The 23,836-nt window shown below is 37.3% G+C and carries 24 protein-coding genes; 23 read left to right on the forward strand and 1 reads right to left on the reverse strand.

The window, feature by feature from the left end:
* The first annotated feature begins 4 nt into the window (after positions 1-4).
* The 14 genes from gmk (at position 5) to spoVM (ending at position 13,862) form a co-directional block, all read left to right on the forward strand.
* Complete coding sequence (gmk, locus tag LCM23_RS20320; RefSeq protein WP_095369580.1) at positions 5-619, forward strand: guanylate kinase; 615 nt, start codon at positions 5-7, stop codon at positions 617-619.
* A 1-nt stretch (position 620) separates the two neighbouring features.
* Entirely contained in the window at positions 621-845 is a 225-nt protein-coding gene (rpoZ, locus tag LCM23_RS20325; RefSeq protein ID WP_095369579.1) for a DNA-directed RNA polymerase subunit omega, read from the forward strand.
* 158 nt (positions 846-1,003) lie between these two features.
* On the forward strand, positions 1,004-2,212 hold the full coding sequence (gene coaBC / locus LCM23_RS20330; protein WP_224938567.1) for a bifunctional phosphopantothenoylcysteine decarboxylase/phosphopantothenate--cysteine ligase CoaBC: 1,209 nt from the start codon (positions 1,004-1,006) through the stop codon (positions 2,210-2,212).
* Positions 2,209-4,617, forward strand: a complete 2,409-nt coding sequence (gene priA, locus LCM23_RS20335; RefSeq protein WP_224938568.1) for a primosomal protein N' — start codon at positions 2,209-2,211, stop codon at positions 4,615-4,617. Before coaBC ends, priA begins: the two co-directional genes overlap by 4 nt.
* 112 nt (positions 4,618-4,729) lie before the next feature.
* Complete coding sequence (gene def / locus LCM23_RS20340; protein ID WP_095369576.1) at positions 4,730-5,215, forward strand: peptide deformylase; 486 nt, start codon at positions 4,730-4,732, stop codon at positions 5,213-5,215.
* The gene (gene fmt, locus LCM23_RS20345; RefSeq protein ID WP_224938569.1) at positions 5,212-6,162 is read left to right on the forward strand and encodes a methionyl-tRNA formyltransferase; all 951 of its coding nucleotides are present in this window, start codon (positions 5,212-5,214) and stop codon (positions 6,160-6,162) included. Before def ends, fmt begins: the two co-directional genes overlap by 4 nt.
* Positions 6,159-7,511 carry a 16S rRNA (cytosine(967)-C(5))-methyltransferase RsmB gene (rsmB, locus tag LCM23_RS20350; protein WP_224938570.1) on the forward strand — a complete coding sequence of 451 codons (1,353 nt, stop codon included), beginning with the start codon at positions 6,159-6,161 and terminating at the stop codon, positions 7,509-7,511. The genes fmt and rsmB overlap by 4 nt, the downstream gene beginning before the upstream one ends.
* A 4-nt stretch (positions 7,512-7,515) precedes the next feature.
* On the forward strand, positions 7,516-8,601 hold the full coding sequence (gene rlmN, locus LCM23_RS20355; RefSeq protein WP_224938571.1) for a 23S rRNA (adenine(2503)-C(2))-methyltransferase RlmN: 1,086 nt from the start codon (positions 7,516-7,518) through the stop codon (positions 8,599-8,601).
* Positions 8,602-8,605: 4 nt separating this feature from the next.
* A complete protein-coding gene (locus LCM23_RS20360) occupies positions 8,606-9,355 on the forward strand; it encodes a Stp1/IreP family PP2C-type Ser/Thr phosphatase (RefSeq protein ID WP_095369572.1) in 750 nt (249 codons plus the stop codon).
* Between the two features lie 9 nt (positions 9,356-9,364).
* A complete protein-coding gene (pknB, locus tag LCM23_RS20365; protein WP_281202427.1) occupies positions 9,365-11,356 on the forward strand; it encodes a Stk1 family PASTA domain-containing Ser/Thr kinase in 1,992 nt (663 codons plus the stop codon).
* A gap of 15 nt (positions 11,357-11,371) precedes the next feature.
* Positions 11,372-12,256 (forward strand): ribosome small subunit-dependent GTPase A, encoded by an 885-nt coding sequence (gene rsgA, locus LCM23_RS20370; protein ID WP_224938573.1) that lies wholly within the window; start codon positions 11,372-11,374, stop codon positions 12,254-12,256.
* A gap of 3 nt (positions 12,257-12,259) precedes the next feature.
* Positions 12,260-12,904: a ribulose-phosphate 3-epimerase gene (gene rpe, locus LCM23_RS20375; protein WP_224938574.1), complete on the forward strand. Its 645-nt coding sequence runs from the start codon at positions 12,260-12,262 to the stop codon at positions 12,902-12,904.
* Between the two features lie 133 nt (positions 12,905-13,037).
* The gene (locus LCM23_RS20380) at positions 13,038-13,691 is read left to right on the forward strand and encodes a thiamine diphosphokinase (RefSeq protein WP_224938575.1); all 654 of its coding nucleotides are present in this window, start codon (positions 13,038-13,040) and stop codon (positions 13,689-13,691) included.
* A gap of 90 nt (positions 13,692-13,781) precedes the next feature.
* Positions 13,782-13,862 carry a stage V sporulation protein SpoVM gene (spoVM, locus tag LCM23_RS20385; protein ID WP_095369568.1) on the forward strand — a complete coding sequence of 27 codons (81 nt, stop codon included), beginning with the start codon at positions 13,782-13,784 and terminating at the stop codon, positions 13,860-13,862.
* Positions 13,863-13,931: 69 nt separating this feature from the next.
* On the opposite strand, the gene rpmB is transcribed toward spoVM, so the two are convergent.
* The gene (gene rpmB / locus LCM23_RS20390) at positions 13,932-14,120 is read right to left on the reverse strand and encodes a 50S ribosomal protein L28 (protein ID WP_095369567.1); all 189 of its coding nucleotides are present in this window, start codon (positions 14,118-14,120) and stop codon (positions 13,932-13,934) included.
* A gap of 406 nt (positions 14,121-14,526) precedes the next feature.
* On the opposite strand from rpmB, the gene LCM23_RS20395 reads away from it, so the two are divergent.
* The 9 genes from LCM23_RS20395 (at position 14,527) to rnc (ending at position 23,834) form a co-directional block, all read left to right on the forward strand.
* Complete coding sequence (locus tag LCM23_RS20395; RefSeq protein WP_095369566.1) at positions 14,527-14,889, forward strand: Asp23/Gls24 family envelope stress response protein; 363 nt, start codon at positions 14,527-14,529, stop codon at positions 14,887-14,889.
* A 16-nt stretch (positions 14,890-14,905) separates the two neighbouring features.
* On the forward strand, positions 14,906-16,591 hold the full coding sequence (locus LCM23_RS20400) for a DAK2 domain-containing protein (protein ID WP_224938576.1): 1,686 nt from the start codon (positions 14,906-14,908) through the stop codon (positions 16,589-16,591).
* 251 nt (positions 16,592-16,842) lie between these two features.
* Complete coding sequence (gene recG, locus LCM23_RS20405; protein WP_224938577.1) at positions 16,843-18,882, forward strand: ATP-dependent DNA helicase RecG; 2,040 nt, start codon at positions 16,843-16,845, stop codon at positions 18,880-18,882.
* 208 nt (positions 18,883-19,090) lie between these two features.
* Positions 19,091-19,648 (forward strand): transcription factor FapR, encoded by a 558-nt coding sequence (gene fapR, locus LCM23_RS20410; protein WP_095369563.1) that lies wholly within the window; start codon positions 19,091-19,093, stop codon positions 19,646-19,648.
* A 32-nt stretch (positions 19,649-19,680) separates the two neighbouring features.
* The gene (plsX, locus tag LCM23_RS20415) at positions 19,681-20,670 is read left to right on the forward strand and encodes a phosphate acyltransferase PlsX (protein ID WP_224938578.1); all 990 of its coding nucleotides are present in this window, start codon (positions 19,681-19,683) and stop codon (positions 20,668-20,670) included.
* Positions 20,671-20,685: 15 nt separating this feature from the next.
* The gene (gene fabD, locus LCM23_RS20420) at positions 20,686-21,633 is read left to right on the forward strand and encodes an ACP S-malonyltransferase (protein ID WP_224938579.1); all 948 of its coding nucleotides are present in this window, start codon (positions 20,686-20,688) and stop codon (positions 21,631-21,633) included.
* Positions 21,630-22,373, forward strand: a complete 744-nt coding sequence (gene fabG / locus LCM23_RS20425) for a 3-oxoacyl-[acyl-carrier-protein] reductase (RefSeq protein ID WP_224938580.1) — start codon at positions 21,630-21,632, stop codon at positions 22,371-22,373. The genes fabD and fabG overlap by 4 nt, the downstream gene beginning before the upstream one ends.
* Positions 22,374-22,505: 132 nt before the next feature.
* Positions 22,506-22,739, forward strand: a complete 234-nt coding sequence (locus LCM23_RS20430; RefSeq protein WP_095369559.1) for an acyl carrier protein — start codon at positions 22,506-22,508, stop codon at positions 22,737-22,739.
* Between the two features lie 357 nt (positions 22,740-23,096).
* On the forward strand, positions 23,097-23,834 hold the full coding sequence (rnc, locus tag LCM23_RS20435; RefSeq protein ID WP_224938581.1) for a ribonuclease III: 738 nt from the start codon (positions 23,097-23,099) through the stop codon (positions 23,832-23,834).
* Positions 23,835-23,836: the final 2 nt, after the last annotated feature.

Genomic DNA, 23,836 nt, shown 5'->3' on the forward strand with positions numbered 1-23,836 from the left:
TCTAATGAAGGAAAAAGGTTTATTAATAGTACTCTCAGGTCCATCTGGTGTAGGGAAAGGTACAGTGAGAAAAGAGATTTTCTCACAGCCTGATACGGCATTTGAATACTCTATTTCTATGACAACAAGAAAGCCGAGACAAGGTGAAGTGGATGGAGTAGATTATTTCTTTAAATCTCGTGAAGAATTTGAAACATTAATAGAACAAGATAAATTATTGGAGTATGCTGAGTTTGTTGGCAACTATTATGGAACCCCTGTTGATTATGTGAAGCAAACGTTAAACGAGGGCAAGGATGTATTTTTAGAAATAGAAGTACAAGGTGCAAAGCAAGTGCGTGAGAAGTTTCCTGATGGCTTGTTTATCTTCCTTGTTCCACCTAGTTTATCTGAATTAAAAAATCGTATTGTTACACGAGGCACAGAAACAGAAGATATAATTAATAATCGTTTAAGTGCAGCTAAAGAAGAAATTGAAATGATGAAATTATATGATTATGTTGTAGAAAATGATCAAGTGGAAAACGCTTGTGACAGAATTAATGCGATTGTAGTAGCAGAACATTGCCGTCGCACGCGCGTTGAACCTAGATATTTGAAAATGTTGGAGGCTGAATAATATGTTAAATCCATCAATTGATTCATTGATGACAAAAATTGATTCAAAATACTCTCTTGTGTCTGTGGCTGCTAAAAGAGCACGGAAATTACAAAATAATGAAGAGCAATATCGTTTAGAAAAATATGTATCACATAAAAATGTGGGTAAAGCGTTAGAAGAGATTAATGCAAACGAACTATTTTATCGCTTAGGTGATACAACGCATGAAGGGGAAAAAAGGTAAAATACACATATATGAAAAAATAACAACCTGTATGGAGGTTGTTATTTTTGTTCATAGCCGTAATTTTTGTTAAAAACAAGAAGAGATAGATGAAAAAGTGAGCGAAATTATTCATAATAAAAGAAAAATAACCTTTTGAATATTGGGGGTTTGTATAGATGTTGAATGGTAAAAAAATCCTGTTGTGTGTAACCGGCGGTATTGCTGTTTATAAAGCTGTAGCTTTAACAAGTAAGTTAACGCAAGCTGGAGCTTGTGTGAAAGTAATGATGAGCGAGTCAGCTAGACAATTTGTGTCACCATTAACTTTTCAAGTGATGTCACGTAATGATGTATATTTTGATACCTTCGATGAAAAGGACGCTAGTAAGATTGCTCATATTGATTTAGCGGACTGGGCAGATTTGATATTGATTGCACCAGCAACTGCGAATATTATTGGTAAGCTTGCAAATGGCCTAGCAGATGATATGATTTCTACAACATTGTTAGCACACACATCGCCTGTATGGATTGCACCGGCGATGAATGTCAATATGTACAATCATCCTGCAGTGATAAAAAATATTGATACTCTTCATCAGTTTGGTTATCAATTTATTGAACCGAGTGAAGGCTATCTCGCATGTGGTTATGTTGGAAAAGGTAGATTAGAAGAACCGGAAAAGATTGTTGAGCATATGAATCATTTTTTCAATCAAAAGGAACCGTTGTTAAAAGGGAAAAAGTTATTGATCTCAGCAGGGCCGACAAGAGAAAAAATTGATCCTGTTCGTTATTTAACCAATCATTCGAGTGGTAAAATGGGCTATGCGATTGCAGAAGTCGCAGCGAAACTTGGTGCAGATGTGACATTAGTATCAGGTCCTGTCCATATTTCTTCACCTCATGGTGTAAAAGTAATCAATGTTGAAAGTGCGGAAGAAATGTATGAAGAAATGATTACTCGCTTTGCTGATGCTCATATTGTAATAAAAACGGCTGCTGTAGCAGATTATCGGCCTAAATATACTTATGATCAGAAAGTGAAAAAGAATGATGGTGATCAACAGTTGGAATTAGAAAGAACTAAAGATATTTTAATGGCACTTGGTAAAAGAAAGAAAAATCAAGTGTTGGTGGGTTTTGCGGCAGAAACAAATAATGTGGATGTATATGCGAGAGGAAAGCTGGAAAAGAAAAATGCTGATATGATAGTAGCCAATGATGTAACAAGTGCGGGTGCCGGATTTGGAACAGATACGAATGTTGTTACTCTCTATAAACGGGATGGAACTAAAACTGATCTCCCGTTAATGTCAAAACATGACGTAGCAGTAAGCATTCTAAAAGAAGCACTTCATATACACGAGGATGAGGGAAAATGATTGCTGAGGTCATTGTTGACGTACCGGCTAAGCAAACAGATCGACCTTTTGATTATGTTATTCCGCAATCACTTGAGACGGTCATTCAAATTGGGATGCGCGTCGTTGTCCCATTTGGGCCAAGGAGAATTCAAGGTTTTGTCATTGGGATCAAACCTCAGTCCACGCTTAATAAATTAAAAAATATCATTGAGCCGTTAGATTTAACACCTGTATTATCTGAGTCGCTCATTTCATTAGGAAATTGGCTATCAGAAGAAACTTTAAGTTATCGGATCTCTGCTTATCAAGCGATGTTACCAGCAGCACTTAAAGCAAAATATCAAAAAAAATTACAAGTTTCAACTGAAAGCAAACATTTGTTACCCCAAACCTTACAAGACTTATTTACTAACCAAGATAGCATCCTGTGGGAAGAAGCGAAAGAAACAGGCTATTTATCATTGTTACAGCAAGAAGTAACGAAAGGTCATATTCTAATTATTTATGAAGTGAAAGATAAAATAAAAAAGAAAAAACGCCTCGCTATTAGAAGCGCCCTTTCAACAGAGGAATTAAAGACTTATCAATCTTCTCTTACACCAAGAGCACAAAAACAACATGACGTGATCACATACTTTATCGCAAATAATGATTGGATATTCTTAACTGACTTAACGGCAACTCTACAAATATCGAATGCCGTCGTAAAAGAACTAGTGAAAAAAGAAGTATTAGAGGAGAGCGAACGTGAAATTTATCGTGATCCTTATGAAAATCGTTATTTTGCACGAACAGAACCATTGCTGTTAACAAATGAGCAACAAGAAGCCATCGATCCAATCCATGATCGCATTGCAAAATCCCTTCATGAAGTGTTTTTATTGTATGGCGTAACAGGGAGTGGGAAAACAGAAGTTTACTTACAGTCGATACAGAAAGTACTAGGGAGAGGCCAAGAAGCAATTTGTTTAGTGCCAGAGATTTCACTTACCCCACAAATGGTTCATCGTTTTAAAGGAAGATTTGGGAATCAAGTAGCTGTGATGCATAGTGGATTATCTGCTGGTGAGAAGTATGATGAATGGCGAAAAGTACAGCGTGGAGAAGTGAAAGTCGTTGTTGGAGCGCGGTCAGCTGTATTTGCTCCCTTTGAAAACCTCGGTCTCATCATTATAGATGAGGAACATGAGACAAGTTATAAACAAGAGGAAAACCCAAAATATCATGCAAAAGATGTAGCAATAAAACGAGGGAAGCAAGGTAGTTTCCCCGTTATTTTAGGTAGCGCTACACCTTCACTCGAATCATTTGCTCGTGCTAAAAAAGGTGTATACACTTTGTTAAGTTTGCCGAAGAGGATGAATAATCAAGATTTACCACAGGTGGATATTGTAGATATGCGTGAAGAGCTAAGAAGTGGAAATCGCTCGATGTTTTCTTCCTCCTTATTAGAAAAGCTCCAATTACGTCTAGAAAAAAAAGAGCAGACAGTCCTTTTCTTAAATAAACGTGGATACTCTTCTTTTGTCATGTGTCGTGATTGTGGTTATGTTGTTAATTGTCCGAACTGTGATATTTCATTAACTTATCATCGCCACCAGCAGCAAATGAAATGTCATTATTGTGGATATGAGGATCATGTCCCCTCTGTTTGTCCAGAATGCCAGAGTGATCATATTCGTTATTTTGGCACAGGGACACAAAAGGTAGAAGAAGAACTCCATAAAGTATTGCCTGAAGCGAGAGTTATTCGTATGGATGTGGATACAACGAGTAAAAAAGGCTCTCATGAGCGACTGCTTAATGAGTTCCAAAAAGGCCATGCAGATATTCTGCTAGGGACCCAAATGATTGCCAAGGGACTTGATTTTCCAAATATAACGCTTGTCGGTGTATTATCAGCTGATACAATGCTTCATTTGCCAGATTTTCGTTCATCAGAAAAAACGTTTCAGTTATTGACGCAAGTGAGTGGAAGAGCAGGGCGTCATCAATTACCAGGAGAAGTGGTCATTCAAACATACAGTCCTGAACATTATAGTATTGAGTTAGCAGCTGAACAAAATTACGACCAGTTTTACGAGCGCGAAATGATGATTAGAAAAGGCTTAAAGTACCCACCTTTTTATTTTATTACGCTTATTACGGTCAGTCACGAGCAATTGATGAAAGCGTTAGATGTCACAGAAAAAATTACCACATTTCTGACTAGTCGCTTAACTAAAAGCGCCATCTGTCTTGGTCCGGTTGCATCACCTATTCCACGAATCAACAATAGATATCGCTACCAATGTTTGATAAAATACAAACGGGAGCCAGAGTTAAATCAATCATTAAAAAAGATATTAGATCAGTATCAGCAAGAAGTGACTTCAACTTCCTTGAAAATATCTGTGGATGTTAATCCATTTATTCTGATGTAAAGAAAAATAACTAAAAAAGGTTATAGATAGAGAAAATCGTCGAGAATGGTAATAATTTTAGTCTAGCTATGGCTGTCTGTTGAATGAGAAGATGTTATGGAGGATTTATATTTTGAGTGTTAAACAAATAGTGATGTACCCTAATACAATTTTAGAAGAAAAATGTACACCGGTAACGGTTTTTGATAAAAAATTAGTAAGGCTATTAAATGATATGTATGATACAATGATTGAATTTGATGGTGTAGGACTAGCTGCTCCTCAAATAGGTCTCAATAAAAGAATAGCGATTGTAGATATTGAAGATGAACATGGCACGATTGAGATGATAAATCCCGAAGTAATCGAAACATCAGGTGAACAAACAGATCCAGAAGGCTGTTTGAGCTTTCCCGGTATTTATGGTGATGTCACACGACCGTCATTTGTGAAAATAAAAGCCTTCAATCGAAAGGGTAAGCCATATGAGTTCGCAGCAGAAGGTTTTCTTGCTAGAGCCATTTTACATGAGATTGATCATTTGGATGGAATCCTATTCACCACTAAAGTTAGCAGATATATAGAGGCAGAAGAGTTAGAGAGGTTGGATGAAGAATGACAAAAATTGTATTTATGGGTACACCGGATTTTTCAGTTCCGGTATTACGAAGTGTTATTCAAGCAGGTTATGAAGTCATTGCAGTTGTTACACAACCTGACCGGCCAGTGGGAAGGAAAAAGGTGTTAACTCCACCACCAGTAAAAGTGGAAGCACAAAAACACGGTATTCCAGTGCTACAGCCTGAGAAAGTTAAAAATAAAGAGGACTTGCAAGCTGTTTTAAATCTAGAGCCTGAACTTATTATCACGGCTGCATTCGGGCAAATTCTCCCTAAGCCATTGTTAGATGCACCTAAATATGGTTGCATTAACGTACATGCTTCATTATTGCCAGAATTAAGAGGTGGAGCACCAATTCATTACAGCATCATCCAAGGGAAAGAAAAGACTGGTATTACGATTATGTATATGGCTGAAAAGTTGGATGCAGGTGATATTTTAACACAGGTAGAAGTCGAAATCGCTAAGGACGATACTGTTGGTAGCTTACATGATAAATTAAGTGAAGCTGGTAGCAAACTATTGTTAGAAACATTACCACCATTATTAAAGGGTGATTTGCTTCCGAAACAACAAGATGAAAATTTAGCAACATTTGCATACAATATTAAGCGTGAAGAAGAAAAAATTCAGTGGAGTAAACCAGCAATAGAAATTTATAACCATATTAGAGGGATGAATCCTTGGCCAGTTGCTTATACGACTTTGTCTGATGCAGTTATGAAAGTGTGGGCTTCTGTGATCATTGAATCAAAATCAAATCAAGTGCCTGGAACAATTGTTGGATTAGAAGAGGATGGCATCAATGTCTCCACCGGCGATGGTCAGATATTGAAGCTAACAGAGATTCAGCCATCAGGTAAAAAACGCATGAAAGCGAAAGATTACCTGCGCGGCGCAGGTGCCCATCTTCAAGTTGGCATGAAGTTAGGGGACAATCAATGAAAAAACAAAGAAAAAAAAATGTAAGAGAAGTTGCGATGGATTTGTTAGATGCAATTGAAAAGAACCAATCGTATAGTAACCTCCTGTTAAACCATGCTATTAATCAAAATCATTTAGAACAAAAAGATATTGGTTTGCTGACAGAACTGGTTTATGGGACGCTACAACGTAAAATGACGTTAGATTATTATTTACAGCCCTATATAAAAAAACCAAATAAAGTGGAGTCTTGGGTAAAGCAATTATTAAGGATTACGGTTTACCAAATGGTTCACTTAAATAAAATTCCTGATCATGCGGCATTAAATGAAGCGGTAGAAATAGCAAAAAATAAAGGCCATAAAGGCATTGCTTCATTTGTGAATGGGATATTACGAAATGTACAAAGAACTGGGATTAGACAAGTGGAAGAAATTAAAGATCCTATTCAAAGAATCTCGATAGCAACAAGTCACCCAGAATGGCTCGTTGCTAGATGGGTGGATCAATTTGGGCTAGAAGCAACGGAAGAAATGTGTAAGCTTAATTTACAAGCTCCGACTCAAACAGCGCGTGTAAATAGTACGAAAGCTACGACAGAAGAAGTGATTACATTATTAGAAGAGGAAGGATATGCCGTGAAACGGAGTGAATGGGTATCAGAAGCCATTCATGCTCTTCGAGGAAATCTTGCCAAGTCTACAGCATTCAAAAATGGACTTATCACAATACAAGATGAAAGTTCAATGTTAGCTTGCTTGGCCCTGAATCCTCAAAAAAATGAAAGAATCCTTGATGCTTGTGCAGCTCCAGGTGGGAAAACGTCTCATATTGCTGAAGCGATGTCGGGGAGTGGAGAGGTTATAGCGATAGATCTCCATGAGCATAAAGTGAAGCTTATTGCACAAACAGCAGATAGATTAGGATTAGAGAATATTGGTACTCTTGCTCTCGATAGTAGACAAGTTCAAGATCATTTCCCGCAAGAGTCGTTTGATCGTATTTTGTTAGACGCACCGTGCTCAGGTTTAGGTGTGATGCGTAGAAAACCTGATATGAAATACACAAAAAAAGAAGATGATTTATCACGCCTGCAGTCCATTCAATTGGATTTATTAAATGCCATCACCCCATTATTAAAAAAAGGTGGTATGCTAGTGTATAGTACATGCACTGTTGATGAATCTGAAAACCACCAAGTCATTTCACGTTTTTTAAGTGACCATAAAGAATTTGTTGGAGACTCAACACTTAAGGCAAGGCTACCACAAGCATTACAAACGTTTGTGGATGATTTTGAAATACAAGTATTACCGCAATATATTGGTTCAGACGGGTTTTATATCGCTTGTCTGAGAAAGAAGGTGTAATCACATGGAAAGAAGTGCAACAAAGAAAAATACAGAAACGAATCATCAACCATCCATTTATTCATTACAATTAGACGAACTAAAGGACTGGTTAAAAGAAAATAATGAAAAAGTATTCCGCGCAAGTCAAATTTTTGATTGGTTATATACAAAAAGAGTAACAAACTTCGATGATATGACAAATTTATCAAAAAGTTTGCGAGAAAAGCTCGCTGCTACATTTACTTTAACAACATTAAAAACGATTATTCAGCAACAATCTACTGATGGCACGATTAAATTTTTATTTGAGTTACACGATGGCTATTCAATTGAGACGGTTTTAATGCGTCATGAATACGGTAATTCTGTTTGTGTTACAACACAGGTAGGGTGTCGTATTGGTTGTACATTTTGTGCCTCGACTTTAGGGGGATTAAAACGTCATTTAGAAGCAGGAGAAATCGTTGCTCAAGTCGTAAAAGTACAACAAGCATTAGATGAAACAGATGAAAGAGTAAGCTCTGTTGTCATTATGGGTATTGGGGAACCGTTTGATAATTATGATCAAATGATGTCTTTCTTGAAAATTATTAATCATGATGATGGCTTGAATATTGGTGCTAGACATATCACTGTATCTACAAGCGGAATTATCCCGAAAATCTATAAATTTGCTGATGAAAATATGCAAATCAATTTTGCTGTCAGCTTGCATGCCCCTAATAATGATATAAGAGGAAGATTAATGCCGATCAACCGCGCTTATAAATTGCCCGATTTAATGGAAGCTATTCATTATTATGTGAACAAGACAGGAAGACGTGTAAGTTTTGAATATGGTTTATTTGGAGGAGTCAATGATCAAGTAGAGCATGCAGAAGAGCTTGCTGATCTCGTTAAAGGATTGAAGTGTCATATAAACTTAATTCCAGTCAATTACGTACCTGAGAGAGACTATGTAAGAACTCCTAGAGAGCAGATTTTTCAATTTGAAAAGGCATTGAAAAATCGTGGGGTTAATGTGACCATCCGTAGAGAACAAGGTCATGATATTGATGCAGCATGTGGACAACTTCGTGCAAAGGAGAGAAAAGAAGAAACGAGGTGACAGTATGAAGGCTGTTTTTATGACTGATGTAGGGAAACTTCGTCAGCGAAATGAAGATAATGGTGGCATTTTTACAAACGCCAGTGGTGATCGCTTAGCTATTGTAGCTGATGGTATGGGCGGTCACCGAGCTGGTGATGTAGCTAGTGAAATGGCCAAAGAAAAGCTAAAATCTATGTGGCTGCTTGCCCCAAAGATTGAAACCGCGGATCAAGCAGAAAAGTGGTTGCATGACCATATTAATGAAACCAATAAAGCTATATATGCTCACAGTAAAGAAGTAACTGAATGTGAAGGTATGGGTACGACCGTTGTTGCTGCTATTTGTACTAGTCGATTTGCTACGATTGTAAACGTAGGTGATAGCCGTTGTTATATTAGAAATGAAGCGGGTTTTCAGCAGCTAACTGACGACCATTCCCTTGTTAATGAACTGCTTCGGTCTGGGCAAATTACAAAAGAGGATGCTGAAAATCATCCGATGAAGAATTTAGTGTTACGTGTGCTCGGTACGGAAGAAGATGTAAACCAAGATATTAAAACAATTATTTTTGAGGAAGACGATAGACTATTGCTATGCTCTGATGGTTTGTCAAACAAAGTTTCAGAACAAGAGATGGAATCGATTATAAATGGAAATGACTCATTAGAGGAGAAAGCTACTGAGTTAATTAAAAGAGCAAATGAAAATGGAGGGGAAGATAATATTACCCTCGTAATCATCGAGTATGCAGATGATTGTGAGAGAGGGTGATAAACGTTGATGATTGGTAAGCGTATAAACGGCCGTTATAAAATTTTGGAAATGGTCGGTGGAGGCGGCATGGCCAACGTTTATTTAGCTCATGATATGATTCTAGATCGAAACGTGGCACTAAAGATGTTGAGACTAGACTTCGCTGAAGATGATGAGTTTATTAAACGATTTCACCGTGAAGCTCAATCAGCTACAAGCTTAACTCACCAAAATATTGTGACGATTTATGATGTAGGAGAAGAAGATACCCTATATTACATCGTCATGGAATATGTTGACGGTCAAACATTAAAACAATACATACAAAAAAACGGACCTGTTCCTTTGGAAACAGCGATTGATATTATGAAACAGCTGACCTCAGCTATTTCTCACGCCCATCAAAACCAGATTATTCATCGTGATATTAAACCACATAATATCTTAATTGATCATGAAGGTAAGATAAAAATTACTGACTTCGGAATTGCGATGGCTCTAAGTGCAACGAGCATTACCCAGACGAATTCCGTATTAGGGTCGGTTCATTATTTATCACCAGAACAAGCCAGAGGCGGTATGGCAAACCGTAAATCAGATATTTATTCATTAGGGATTGTCATGTTTGAGCTTTTAACTGGAAGATTACCGTTTTCAGGAGAATCAGCTGTTTCTATTGCATTGAAACATTTGCAATCAGAAACGCCTTCCTTAAGAAGATGGAACCCAGATATACCACAAAGTGTTGAAAATATCGTATTGAAGGCAACAGCAAAGGACCCTTTCCATCGCTATAATAGTGCCGATGAAATGGAAGAAGACCTCTCTACATCTTTGAACGAAGAGAGGATGAATGAAAGAAAGTTTACTGTACCTGATGACGATGATGCTACAAAAGCAATTCCGATTATTACTGCAGATAAAATGTACCACCCTACTGACGAAACGATTATTCATAAAATTGAAGAAAAAAATGAAGATAGTCCTGTACCTATTGTAAAAAAGGAAAGTCCCAAAAAAGAAAAAGAAGATACGAAAAAGAAGAAAAAACGAAAAAAAGGTCCAATGATTCTTATATCTACTTTTGTTCTATTAGTTGTGCTATTTGTTCTTACCATCACTGTTTTACCTGAGGTGCTCTCACCTGATGATGTTACTGTACCAGATGTATCAAATATGAGCGTGGATGAAGCGAAAACATTGTTACAAGAAGAAGGATTTACGATTGGTGAAGAAATCGAACAAAACAATGATGAAGTGAAAGCAGGAGAAGTTATAAGAACCGAACCGAGAGCAGGTAGGACACAGAAAGAAGGAACAGCAGTAAATATTTATGAAAGTATCGGTAAAGAGCGCTTTTCTATGGAGGATTTTACTGGTCGCCCTTATAGTGATATAGAAGAGTTACTAAAAGAAGAGGGTTTCCAATCTATCCAATCAGAAGAAGAATTTAGTGAGGAAGCCAAGGGAACAATTCTCGAACAGAATATTGATCCCGGAGAAGAAGTGATTCCCCAAGAAGAAGAGCTCATCTTCGTCGTCAGCAAAGGGGAGGAACCGATAGAATTAAAAGATTTAACCGGTTATAATGATAAGGCTCTAGCAGAATACGAAGCATCTAGTGGATTAACAATTGAAGTAGCTGGAGAAGAGCATCATGCTGAGATTGCTCAAGGCGAGGTCATTCGGCAGGAACCTGAAGCTGGAGCATCTTTAAATGACGGGGACACAGTAAAAGTTTATCTATCAAGTGGGCCGGAACAAGTTCCTGTTGAAGTGAAAAGAGAAGTGAATGTACCGTATAAGCCAAATCCTGATAATGTCGGACAACCTCAAGAAGTACAAATCTTTATAGAAGATATGGACAACAATATTGATGAGCCATTTAATACGATTCATATTACTGAAGATCGAGTTATTTCCTTTTCACTGCAAATACAACCAGGAGAAACCGCTTCTTACCAAATTATGAGGGATGGACAAATGATTATTCAAGAAAATGTTCCGTATGAACAGTGATGTAGGAGGACTACTATGCCAGAAGGCAAAATCATAAAAGCTTTAAGTGGCTTTTATTATGTTTTGAACAAGGATAAAGAAATCATCCAATGTCGTGGACGCGGTGTCTTTCGTAAAAATAAAATAACTCCATTAGTCGGAGATGAAGTACACTATCAAGCAGAAAATGATAAAGAAGGGTATATTTTAGAAGTGAGAAAGCGTAAAAATGAACTTATTCGCCCACCTATAGCGAATGTAGATCAAGCTTTTCTCATTTTCTCAAGTGTTGAACCTACTTTTAGTACAGCGTTATTAGATCGTTTTCTTGTACTGGTAGAATCGAATCATATTACGCCTATTATTTGTATCACTAAAATGGATTTGGCAAGTAAAGAGGAACAAGATACACTAGCTGTATATGCTGATAACTATCGAAAAGCAGGCTATAAAGTTGTTTTGACTTCGTCCGAAACGGCGGAAGGGATTGAAGATCTTTATCCTTTCATAACGGGAGAAATATCCGTATTTGCTGGTCAATCAGGTGTTGGTAAATCTTCACTTTTGAATGTATTACGTCCTGATTTGCAATTAAAAACAGACGATATATCCTCTCATTTAGGGAGAGGAAAACATACAACAAGACATGTGGAGCTCATTGAGATTAATGGTGGACTTGTCGCTGATACACCGGGTTTTAGCTCTTTAGAGTTTACAGAAATTGAGCAAGAGGACTTACAAAATTATTTTCCTGACATCCAAGAATTAAGCAGCTCATGTAAATTCAGAGGTTGCATGCATTTAAAGGAACCTAAATGTGCAGTTAAACAAGCTATAGATGCCGGAGATTTGCCACGTTATCGCTATGAGCATTATATTACTTTTATAGACGAAATAAGAGACAGAAAGCCGAGGTATTAACGCATGGTAAAAATTGCACCATCGATTTTATCTGCAGATTTTTCTAAATTAGGAGAAGAAATTCTTGATGTCGAACGTGGGGGAGCGGATTATATTCATGTAGATGTGATGGATGGTCACTTTGTTCCTAACATTACGATTGGTCCGTTAATTGTTGAAGCCATTAGACCGATAACGAACCTACCATTAGATGTTCATCTTATGATAGAAAATCCTGATCAATATATTCCAAGCTTCGCCTCAGCAGGAGCAGATATTATTACTGTTCATGCTGAGGCATGTAAACACCTTCATCGTACAATACATCTCATTAAGTCCTTGGGTGTGAAAGCAGGCGTTGTGATTAACCCAGCAACACCTGTCGAAGCGATTAAGCATGTAATAACTGATGTTGATATGGTGTTATTGATGACGGTGAACCCTGGCTTTGGTGGACAATCATTTATTGAAAATGTTTTACCTAAAATTGCTGAAGTAAAAGAATGGAGTAAAACATCTAATCCCTCTCTCGAAATCGAAGTGGATGGTGGGGTAAATGAGGAGACTGCAAAAAAATGCATTGCTGCAGGAGCGAATGTTTTAGTAGCAGGCTCTGCCGTTTATAATAAACAAGACCGCAAAGAAGCAATCGCTAGACTGCGGAATTGACCTGAAAAAGCTGATTTTAAGATTATACTTAGAGTCAGCTTTTCTTATGTTTCTTGTATTTTACAGTAGTTAGCAATTTAAAAGAATAAATAGTTCATAACCTAAAAGGATAGGAAAAGTGGAGGGCGTAGAGATGAAAATCAATATATTAGCAGGGGGACCACAACAGTATCTACCCAATCTCAATGACTATTGTTTTGATGAAGTATTATGGATAGGTGTTGATCGTGGCGCTTATACATTAATAAAAAAGGGAATCGCAATTGATTATGCATTTGGAGATTTTGATTCAGTTGATGAAAGTCAGTACAGTATGATTAAGCAGCATGTTCCTCATCTTCAAAGGGTAAAACCTGAAAAGGATGAAACGGATATGGAACTAGCACTTTTATGGGCGATCGAGCAAAAGCCAGAAGAAATTACGGTATTTGGAGCCACAGGTGGGAGATTAGATCATTTTTTTGCTAATACTCAACTGTTAATTCAACCACTTCTAAATGACATTCTAGTACCTATTTGTTTAGTTGATAAACAAAATCAAATTATGGTTAAAAAGAGCGGCCATTATCAAATTGCTAAGGAATCATCTTACCCATATATATCTTTTATTCCGGTAACAGAAAACGTGAGGAACTTGACATTAACGGGATTCAAGTACCCATTAACTAATCACTTCGTACCTTTAGGGTCAACTCTTTGTATTAGTAATGAACTTATTGATGATAATGGTACTTTTTCTTTTGATAAAGGCATATTAATGGTGATAAGAAGTAAGGATGAAAAATAACTAATATTGATTCCTTTGTTCTAATATGAATAAAAAGAAGTAGTGCGTACGTTTATTACTTAAGGTGTGAGACTTTGAGGAGGGACTTAAATGAGATTTTATACAATCAAGCTGCCTAAATTTTTGGGAGGCATTGTGAGGGCGATGCTAGGGACATTTAAAAAGGAGTAATACTCTAACGTCTTTAGTGCGAATATTGTATAAAAAAAGAGGGTACCAATACTGGTACCCTCTCATTCATTATACGCGTTCAACTTTACCTGATTTCAAAGCTCTTGCAGAAACCCATACACGTTTAGGTTTACCGTCTACAAGAATGCGTACTTTTTGTAGGTTAGCACCCCAAGTACGTTTGTTAGCATTCATAGCATGAGAACGAGCATTACCTGTTTTTGTTTTCTTTCCAGTAATTACACATTGGCGTGGCATCTATATTCCCTCCTTACTAAAACATGACATCATTATTTTCATGTTTCGATCACAATTGTCAGTTACATCTAACTTAATATGAAAGTAGCTCGCACCAATTTCATACTAAAAAGATACTTTAATAATTTATCATACAAACACCTACAATGCAATAGTTTGCCTCTATTCTATCAAGAAAAAAACCTTGACATATATGCTGTGGAAATACGTTATAATATGAAAGAGGTAAGTATGACTTTTAAAATGCTTACATGTATAGTAAAATATTCTTTATGAAAAGTGTAGTACATGCGTCTATTCGTTCCATGGCTTCATCATACAATGATTGTCATTCATTAGATATTCACAATGAAAACGAAGACTAGCTTAGAAGAAGCAGTAATTTACCAGAAGGGGGAACAATAAAATGTCCATCGAACTAAAGAATAACTACGGGCAAATTGATATCTCAAATGACGTAATTGCGACAATTGCAGGAGGAGCAGCAGTCGACTGCTATGGTATTGTTGGCATGGCCTCTAAACATCAAATAAAAGACGGCTTATCTGAAATCCTGCGTAAAGAAAACTTTACTAAAGGTGTCATCGTGCGTCAGGAAGAAGATGAAGTACATATCGACATGTATATTATTGTTAGCTACGGAACGAAGATTTCTGAAGTTGCTCATAATGTGCAATCCAAAGTTAAATACACTTTAGATCAAACAGTCGGTCTAAGTACTGAGTCTGTTAATATTTTTGTTCAAGGTGTTCGTGTAACGAACCCGTAATGAGGAGGAAAATTTCGTGTCAATTAAAGTTTTAGAAGGAAAACAATTTGCGAAAATGATTGTCCAAGGAGCTAATCATTTATCTACAAATGCGAATTATGTAGATGCATTGAATGTTTTCCCTGTTCCAGATGGTGATACTGGGACAAATATGAACTTGTCAATGACTTCTGGTGCAAAGGAAGTTAAAAATATAACAACCAATCATATTGGTAAAGTTGGGGTTGCTCTTTCAAAGGGTCTATTAATGGGCGCTCGTGGTAACTCTGGTGTAATTCTCTCTCAGCTTTTTCGTGGGTTCGCAAAGCATATTGAGCAGAAAGAAAGTGTAAATGGACTTGAATTTGCATCTGCATTTGAAGCGGGTGTAGAAACGGCTTATAAAGCGGTGATGAAACCTGTTGAAGGAACAATATTAACTGTTGCGAAAGATGCTGGAAACAAGGCAGTACAAGTAGCGAAAACAGAAGATGATATTGTTCAAATTATGCAAGCAATCGTTAATGAAGCTAAGGCTTCTCTTGAGCGTACACCAGAGCTACTACCAGTGTTAAAAGAAGTAGGGGTAGTTGATAGTGGTGGACAAGGTTTACTTTTTGTATATGAAGGCTTTCTAGCAGAATTAAAAGGAGAAGCATTACCTGACTCCAGTGCATCTCTTCCGAAAATGGAGGAGCTTGTAAGTGCAGAACATCATAAAAGTGTACAGAGCCATATGAATACAGAAGATATTGTATTCGGATACTGTACAGAATTTATGGTTAGATTTGAATCTGAGAAGTTAGCTACGAATCCATTCTCTGAAGAAAAATTCCGTCAAGACTTAAGTCAATATGGTGATTCCCTACTTGTGATTGCTGATGAAAACCTCGTGAAGGTTCATATTCATTCTGAACAACCAGGTGATTGCTTATCCTATGGACAAAAGTACGGAAATCTTATTAATATGAAGATCGAGAATATGCGTTTGCAACACACAAACATTCTTGACGAAGATGAAAAGGCTTCCGCATCACAAAATGATACTAAAGTTCCCCAAGAAAAACGTGAATACGGAGTAATCACTGTTTCAATGGGAAGCGGAATTGCTGAGGTTTTCCGTAGTATTGGGGCGCATGTAGTAATTGAAGGCGGCCAAACAATGAATCCAAGCACAGAGGATATTGTAAAGGCGATTGAAGAAGTGAACGCAGAGAAAGTAATTATCTTACCAAATAATAAAAATATTATTATGGCTGCTGAACAGGCGTGTGAAGTATCAGAAACCGATGCCATCGTTGTTCCTTCCAAAACTGTTCCTCAAGGAATGAGTGCGCTCCTTGCCTTTAATCCATCCGCGGAGCTATCAGAGAATAAGGATTATATGTCTGAAGCGTTATCGCATGTGAAAACAGGTCAGATCACTTTCGCAGTCCGCGATACGAGTATCGATGGTCTTGAAATTGAAAAAGGCGACTTTATGGGGATTGAAGAAGGCAAAATTATCGTTAAAGATAAGGATAAACTTCAATCTGCTAAAAGTTTAATTGACCAGATGATAGATGAAGATTCGGAAATTGTCACAATTATTCAAGGTGAAGATGCCTCGAAAGAAGATGTAGAAGTAATTCTTAACTATATAGAAGAGAAGTATGATGATGTCGAAGTAGAAGTGCACGACGGCAAACAACCATTATATGCATTTATCTTCTCGGTAGAATAAATAGAAGAGAATGGCCATGGGTAGCTTCTTTTACACTGCTCCCGTGGTCTTTTTTCATCAAATGACTCACTGCCTTCTCCTGCTTACTGCAATTGGAATTTGATATCGATGGTAGGAGGGTAATTAGAGGTTAGTTATTTAATCATTTAGTTTATGAAACTATGCCTCTGTCTTCGCCTTAGTGCTCGCCAAAAGGGCGAGTTTTCTTTATTTCCCGTAAAGAAGGGCTGTTTTGAAAAGGAGGGTCAAGTATGTTAAGTGACAAAGTAGATCATATAAAAGGGTTGGGTCAATCTGCTGCAGATAATCTGAAAGATATGGGAATTACCACTGTAGGCGACTTGATTGAATACTTGCCTTTTCGTTATGAAGACTATCGTCTAAAAGATTTAAGTGAAATCAAACATGAAGAAAGAATTACAGTTGAGGGGAAAGTCCATTCACAGCCCGCACTTAGCTTTTATGGCCGTAAACGTTCGCGCTTAACAATTAGAGTATTAGTCGATCGCTACCTCATACAAGTCATTGCGTTTAATCAACCATATTTAAAAAAGCAAATAGAATTAAATGATACAGTTACTATTACGGGAAAGTGGGACCAACATCGCCAAACGATTACACTAGGTAAACTCAGCAAAGGTGAGGTTACGCAAACGAATGCATTTGAACCTGTTTATGCTGTTAAAGGCAAAGTCACAGTGAAGTCTTTACGTCGCTATATTAAGCACGCACTTGATCAATTCGGACACGATATAGTAGAAACACTCCCTTCTGAATATATTGAGGCTTATCGATTGATGGCGCGTGAAAAAGCGATCCGTACATTACATTATCCTGATACCCCCGAAATGCTAAAGCAAGCAAGAAGAAGGTTAGTATATGAAGAGTTCTTTTATTTCCAATTGAAAATCCAAGCATTACGAAAAATAGAAAGAGAAAGTAGTGCAGGTGTGAACATTGATTATGATTTGCAACGCTTAAAGTCATTTATAGATACACTTCCATTTGAACTGACGGGTGCACAAAAAAGAGTTGTTAATGAAATTCTCTATGATATGAAATCTAACTATCGTATGAATCGATTGCTTCAAGGTGATGTTGGATCAGGTAAAACAGCAGTTGCTGCTATTATGCTATTCGCTGCTAATAGTGCGGGTTATCAAGGTGCATTAATGGTACCAACAGAGATTTTAGCTGAACAACATGCAGAATCACTGGCTATGATGTTTGCGAATGATCCAATACGGATTGAAAGATTAACAAGTTCAGTGAAGGGGAAAAAGAGAAGAGAACTACTTGCAGAATTAGAGGCAGGTAACATTGATATTGTTATTGGTACACATGCGCTTATTCAAACGGAAGTTGTTTTTAAAAAATTAGGACTTGTTATTACAGATGAACAACATCGCTTTGGTGTTGAACAGCGTCGTGTATTAAGGCAAAAGGGTGAAAACCCTAACGTGTTATTTATGACCGCGACGCCAATACCGAGAACTTTGGCCATAACTGCATTTGGTGAAATGGATGTATCCATAATTGATGAAATGCCTGCAGGTAGGAAAGTAATAGAAACGTATTGGGCAAAACTAGATATGTTAGAAAGGGTATTAGGCTTTATGGAGAAAGAATTGCGTGGAGGACAGCAAGCTTATGTGATTTGCCCACTCATTGAAGAATCAGAGAAACTTGATGTCCAAAATGCAATTGATGTCCACACTATTCTTATGCAATATTTTCAGGATAGATATAAAGTTGGTTTAATGCACGGGCGTCTACATCCTGATGAGAAAGAAGATGTGATGAAGAAGTTTAGTGACAATCAGACGCAAGTACTAGTATCTACAACTGTGGTTGAGGTAGGTGTCAATGTACCGAATGCCACAATGATGCTCATCTACGATGCTGATCGTTTTGGGTTAGCTACACTTCATCAATTAAGAGGAAGAGTTGGTAGAGGAGATAAACAGTCCTATTGTATATTACTAGCTGATCCTAAGTCAGAAGTTGGCAAAGAAAGAATGCGAATTATGACAGAAACGAATGATGGGTTTGTTTTAAGTGAGAAGGATTTAGAGCTACGTGGTCCAGGTGATTTTTTTGGTCGTAAGCAAAGTGGGCTTCCTGAATTCAAGGTAGCTGACATGGTGCATGATTACCGTGCACTTGAAGTGGCAAGAAATGATGCTACTCAATTAATTCAGACAGATAGCTTTTGGTATGAAAAAAAATATCAAATGTTGAGGGATTACTTAAGGGATAATGGTGTGCTTGAAGGTGAGAAGTTAGATTAATAAAAAGGGAATGAAAGGAGATATGCGGACTAGATGCAGCTAGCTATTTGAATAAATAGTTTGAGGTAAACATTGCCTAGATACTCGCTAGTATGCTTAAGACTTTAAAAGGTCAATAGTAGCAATAATTACTTCTTGCAATATAATAGCTATAATTATATACTACTATTAGTACCTAGTCTTAATTTTCTTGGACGGTGTATAAAAAATGAAAAGAAATAAAAAGCAACGACAATCATTGTTAGTAGAAACGATAAAAGAGAACCCATTCATCACGGATGAAGATTTAGCCGATAAGTTTTCTGTCAGTGTGCAGACGATTAGGCTTGATCGGTTAGAGCTCTCAATACCTGAATTGAGAGAAAGAATAAAAACAGTCGCTGAAAAAAATTTTGAGGACGAGGTTGTCGCGCTGCCTATTGAGGAAGTAATAGGGGAAATCATTGATATTGAGTTAGATAATGTAGCCATTTCTATATTCGATGTCAAAGAGGAGCATGTTTTTAAACGAAATCAAATTGCGCGTGGACATCACTTATTTGCTCAAGCAAACTCTTTAGCGGTCGCGGTTATTAATGATGACCTTGCCTTAACAGCGAAAGCAAATATTCACTTTACTCGCTCGGTAAAGCAAGGGGAACGAGTAGTATGTAAAGCGAAAGTGATAAGTATCGATAACGATCGGACAAAGATAGAGGTTATAAGTACCGTACATAATGAATGTGTTTTTAAAGGTGAGTTTGATATGTATCGCTCGCATCAATAAAAATATTAAATGAAACTAAAGGATGAATAGATGTGAAAATTGCCATAGATGCAATGGGTGGTGACAATGCACCAGAGGAAATTGTTCATGGTGCTATGAAGGCTGCGTTAGACTTCAATGATATTGAAATTACTTTAGTAGGTAATGAAGATGAGATTAGAAAATATTTGACATCAAATGATGACAGAATTCAAGTGCTTCATACGAACGAAATGATTTTGGGCACTGATGAACCTGTTCGCGCTGTAAGAAGAAAAAAACAAGCATCAATGGTGTTAGCTGCACAACTTGTTGCAGATGGTAAGGCTGATGCTTGTATATCTGCAGGTAATACTGGAGCCTTAATGGCTGCTGGATTATTTGTAGTTGGAAGAATTGAAGGGATTGAAAGACCAGCGCTCGCCCCTACCTTGCCTACCATAGGAGGAGAAGGTTTCTTACTTTTAGATGTAGGAGCAAATGTCGATGCTAAACCTGAGCATTTAACGCAGTATGCCTTGATGGGGGCGATTTATGCAGAGAAGGTAAGAGGAGTTAAGAACCCTAGAGTTGGTTTGTTGAATATTGGTACAGAAGAGAAAAAAGGTAGCGAACTAACAAAGGGTACTTTTACTAATTTGCAACAAGCTGATATCAATTTTATTGGAAATGTTGAAGCGCGTGATTTACTAAATGGTGTAGCTGATGTGGTAGTGACCGATGGTTTTACTGGTAATATGGTATTAAAGACCATTGAAGGGACAGCGATGAGTCTGTTTAAGATGTTGAAAACGGCAATGACAAGTAATCTGAAATCAAAACTAGCTGCAGCAGTATTAAAGCCTGATTTGAAAGAGTTGAAAGGGAAAATGGACTACTCTGAATATGGTGGAGCAGCATTATTTGGACTAAAGGCACCAGTTATTAAAGCACATGGATCGTCTGATCGCAATGCTTTGTACAGTGCTGTAAAGCAGACAAGAATTATGGTAGAGCATGAAGTAGCTGAAAAAGTGAAAGCGGCGCTTGAAATTCAATCATAATGGGAGGCAGATAATATGGGAAAAATTGCATTTGTTTTTCCAGGACAAGGTTCACAAACTGTTGGAATGGGGAAATCACTAGCTGATGAGAATGAGAACGTTTTAAAATTATTTAAACAAGCTGATGAACGGTTAGGATACTCTCTTTCACAACTTATTTTCGAAGGCCCACAAGAACAGTTGACGCAAACGATGAATGCTCAACCGGCATTGTTAACAACAAGTATGGCGGTTTTGGAAGCATTCAAACAATCTGGCATCACAGCAGATTATGTTGCTGGTCATAGTTTAGGAGAATATTCAGCACTTGTTGCAGCAGGAGCTATTTCTTTTACTGACGGTGCTTATGCTGTTCATAAACGTGGTGAATTTATGGAAGAGGCTGTTCCTAATGGCGAAGGGACAATGGCTGCAGTTCTTGGTATGGAAAGAGAAGCACTGCAAGCTATTACCGATAAGGTTACTGAATCAGGTCATTCTGTACAATTAGCCAATTTGAATTCACCTGGACAAATTGTCATTTCCGGTACAAAACAAGGTGTAGAACTAGCTGGCGTAGAAGCGAAAACGGCAGGTGCGAAAAGAGTATTACCATTAGAAGTAAGTGGTCCATTCCATTCGCAACTAATGAGACCAGCAGCTGATCGTCTATTAAGCGTATTAGATGAAATCCAATTACAGGATGCAAGTGTGCCAGTGATTGCGAATGTTTCAGCAACGCCAATCACCGCGTCTGGAGAAATTAAAGAAAAGCTATTGCAACAATTATATTCACCTGTTCTTTGGGAGGATACTGTAAGGAAGCTACTTGCTTTAGGTGTTGATACCTTTATTGAAATTGGACCTGGAAAGGTTTTATCAGGCCTTATCAAAAAGGTAGACCGTAATGTTCAACTTTTTGCTATCTCTGATAGTAAGTCCATTGAGTCAACTATCGAAGCCATAAAGGAGGCTGCAAAATGAAGTTATCAAGTAAAATTGCAATTGTAACCGGTGCTTCTAGAGGGATTGGTAGGGAAATAGCTTTAGAGCTTGCCAGAGAAGGGGCAAAAGTAGCTGTCAATTATGCAGGTAGTGAGGCGAAAGCCAATGAAGTAGTTGATGAAATTAAATCATTAGGGTCAGAAGCATTTGCTATTCAATGTGATGTTTCTAATAGTGAATCAGTTACAAATATGATTAAAACGGTCATCGAACATTTTGGCCGTATTGATATTCTAGTGAATAATGCAGGTATTACAAAGGATAACCTATTGATGAGAATGAAGGAAGATGAATGGGACGCTGTCATCAATACCAATCTTAAAGGAGTATTTCTGTGCACGAAGGCAGTAACTAGACAAATGATGAAACAGCGGAGCGGACGCATTATTAATATTTCCTCTATTGTTGGAACAACAGGAAATCCAGGCCAAGCAAATTACGTAGCTGCTAAATCTGGTGTCATCGGCTTAACTAAAACAACAGCCAAAGAATTAGCATCGAGAGGCATTACGGTTAATGCGATTGCACCTGGGTTTATTACGACAGAAATGACCGATGAATTAAATGCAGAAATTAAAGAGCAAATGCTTGCTAATATTCCACTGGCAACATTCGGAGAGCCAAAAGATATTGCAAAAGTAGTTAACTTCCTTGCTTCAGAGGACAGTAAGTATATGACTGGTCAAACTTTGCATGTTGATGGTGGTATGTATATGTAAACAGTAAGTCCTTTTTTAAAGGGTTTACATATAAATGAAAGATTTAAGATTACGTGATTGTTGTATTTACTAAAAACATCTTTCGTATTTATTAACTTTCATCTATAATATCTTGAGGGGAGGTGAACAAGCATGGCAGAAGTATTAGAACGCGTAACAAAAATCGTTGTTGATCGTCTTGGTGTTGATGAAGCAGAAGTAAAAGAAGAAGCGTCTTTCAAAGATGATCTTGGTGCTGATTCCCTAGATGTAGTTGAACTAGTAATGGAATTAGAAGATGAGTTTGATATGGAAATCTCTGACGATGATGCTGAAAAAATTGTAACAGTGGGTGACGCTGTAAATTACATAAAAGCAAAAAACTAATCGTTAGATAAGTATGAGTGAGGGGTATACCTCACTCAATCTTTCTATATAAATAGCAGTTAATGAGCCAGATGTCACTTTTGTGCTTATTGTCCGCCGTGACTTGAGTTAATCAGGTAGTGACGGACAGTAAGTACATCCAGATTTATCCTCATTAGCGCTTTAAACTTGGTTAAGAATTCTTTCTGCCAAGTTTCTTTGTGTTTTTATGTAAAATTGCTTAAACTAAGAGAGAATGATGTATATAAAAAGATAAGATTTGTCATCAGTAATAAACCACGTCTAATAACGTAGTCAATATGTGTGGTTATCACCATTTAGGATAAATTTCATTTAAGGTACAAGGTGGCTGTTAAAATGCGTAATTACAAAGAAAAAGAGAAAAGAAAACGTGCGGATGAAAAGAAGTTTAAAGAATTACAGCAGGTATTATCTATTGAATTTAAAAACGAAAAATTATTAAGACAAGCTTTTACTCATTCTTCATATGTGAATGAGCATCGAAGAAAGCCTCATGAAGATAATGAAAGACTCGAATTTTTAGGAGATGCGGTATTGGAATTAACAGTTTCCAAATTTCTCTATATTAAATATCCGATGATGAGTGAAGGTGAATTAACAAAATTAAGAGCAGCGGTCGTGTGTGAACCTTCCTTAGTTGAATTTGCTAATGAAAGAGATTTTGGCAAATACGTTTTACTAGGAAAAGGAGAAGAAATGACTGGGGGGAGAATGCGTCCGGCACTATTAGCTGATGTATTTGAAGCCTTTATAGGAGCACTATATTTAGACCAAGGGATTGATGTTGTTGTTTGCTTCTTAGAAAAATATGTTTTCCCTAAGATAGACTCTGGCGCATTTTCTCATGTAATGGATTTTAAAAGCCAATTACAGGAATTAGTGCAGAGAGATTCAGCGGGAATGATTGAATATAAGATTCTACAGGAAAAGGGACCGGCTCATAATCGTGAGTTTGAGTCGACTGTTTATCTAAACGGTGAAGAACTAGGAACGGGTACAGGTCGTTCAAAAAAACAAGCAGAACAACATGCAGCGCAAATGGCATTAGAAGTACTTAAAAACCATGTGAACTAACT

Source organism: Cytobacillus kochii, from assembly GCF_020171845.1.
GTDB classification, from domain to species: Bacteria; Bacillota; Bacilli; order Bacillales; family Cytobacillaceae; genus Cytobacillus; species Cytobacillus kochii.